The organism is Blastochloris sulfoviridis (assembly GCF_008630065.1).
Lineage (GTDB): Bacteria > Pseudomonadota > Alphaproteobacteria > Rhizobiales > Xanthobacteraceae > Blastochloris > Blastochloris sulfoviridis.
In genome coordinates this window covers 1-1,335 of the sequence record NZ_VWPL01000069.1, presented here as the reverse complement: position 1 = coordinate 1,335, position 1,335 = coordinate 1, and the positions used below count along the sequence as shown (strand labels likewise).

General features: G+C 63.4%; 1 pseudogene. It reads left to right on the top strand.

What is annotated here, in order from left to right:
* Positions 1-102 precede the first annotated feature (102 nt).
* Positions 103-1,242: pseudogene (locus tag F1193_RS16855) on the top strand (IS4 family transposase); the annotation flags it as partial.
* Positions 1,243-1,335: the final 93 nt, after the last annotated feature.

Below are 1,335 nucleotides of genomic sequence, written 5' to 3'. Positions count from 1 at the left end.
CCACGGCTGTCCGGCACGGATTGTGCTTGAAGAGGTGCACGGCATTGATTCTGCTTGTTTCCAGTTGGTTGCGAATCAATTGGACCCGAGAGGATCAACGCCGTGCAGCACCAGAATAGCGTCTTCCATGGCCTTCTGAAGCACGTTCCGTGGGCGGTGTTCGACCGGCTTGTGGGCGAGCACCACGCCGACTGGGACGATCGCGGCCTGAAGACCAAGGCTCATTTGATCGCCATGCTGTATGCGCAGCTTTTCGGTGTGCGGAGCCTGCGCGATCTCGAAACCAACCTGAAGACCCACGCCGGCAAGCTGTATCATCTGGGAGGCTGCACGGTGTCACGGTCGGCCCTGTCGACCGCCAATGCGGCGCGCCCGGTTGAGGTGTTCGGCGGTCTTTTGTCGGCCCTGATGGCGCAACTGCAAGCCGGTTATCGCCGCAAGATCGGCGACTGCGTGCGTCTGATCGATTCGACCAGCGTGAGGTTGAGCCGCCTCAGCGGCGACTGGGCGACGTTTTCGGCGGGCGTTTGCGGGGCCAAGGCGCACATCATCTACGATCCCGACGCCGACCAGCCGCTGTACCTGATGGTGACGCCCTCCAACGTCAACGACATCACGGCGGCCAAGGCGATGCCGATCGAGGCGGGGGCGAGCTATGTGTTCGACCTCGGCTATTACGATTATGGCTGGTGGGCGAGGCTTGATCAGGCGGGTTGCCGCATTGTCACGCGGCTCAAGTCCAACACACCGTTCGCCGTGGTGGAGGATCGGCCGGTCGCACCGCGATCCGCGATCCGCAGCGATCGGATCGGACACCTTCCCAAGCGGCTTGCCGCCTCGCGCCGCAATCCGATGGCGGGCCTCGTCCGTGAAGTGCGCGTCATCATCGAGACCGGCAAGGAACTGCGCGTCTTCACCAACGATCTTGAGGCCAGCGCGCAGGACATTGCCGACCTCTACAAGCGTCGATGGGCCATCGAGCTGTTCTTTCGATGGGTCAAGCAGACCCTGAAGATCAGCCACTTCCTCGGAACCTCCGAAAATGCGGTTCGTATCCAGATCGCCGTCGCGCTGATCGCTTTTGTGCTGCTGCGCCTGGCGCACGAGGCAAACAAAATCGTCGCAAGCCCGCTCGCCTTCGCCCGGCTCATAAAAGCCAACCTTATGGAGCGGCGGCTCATTGCCGAACTCCTCACGCCCCTGCCAAGACCACAGCCGCAACAGGCGGCCTTCGCGTTTCAGCCGGACGCAACGCGCGCGGCCCACGCCCGCCGCCGCGCGCGCCACCAACCGAGGCCCGCCGCATAAGCACAATCCGTGCCGGACAGCCGTGGG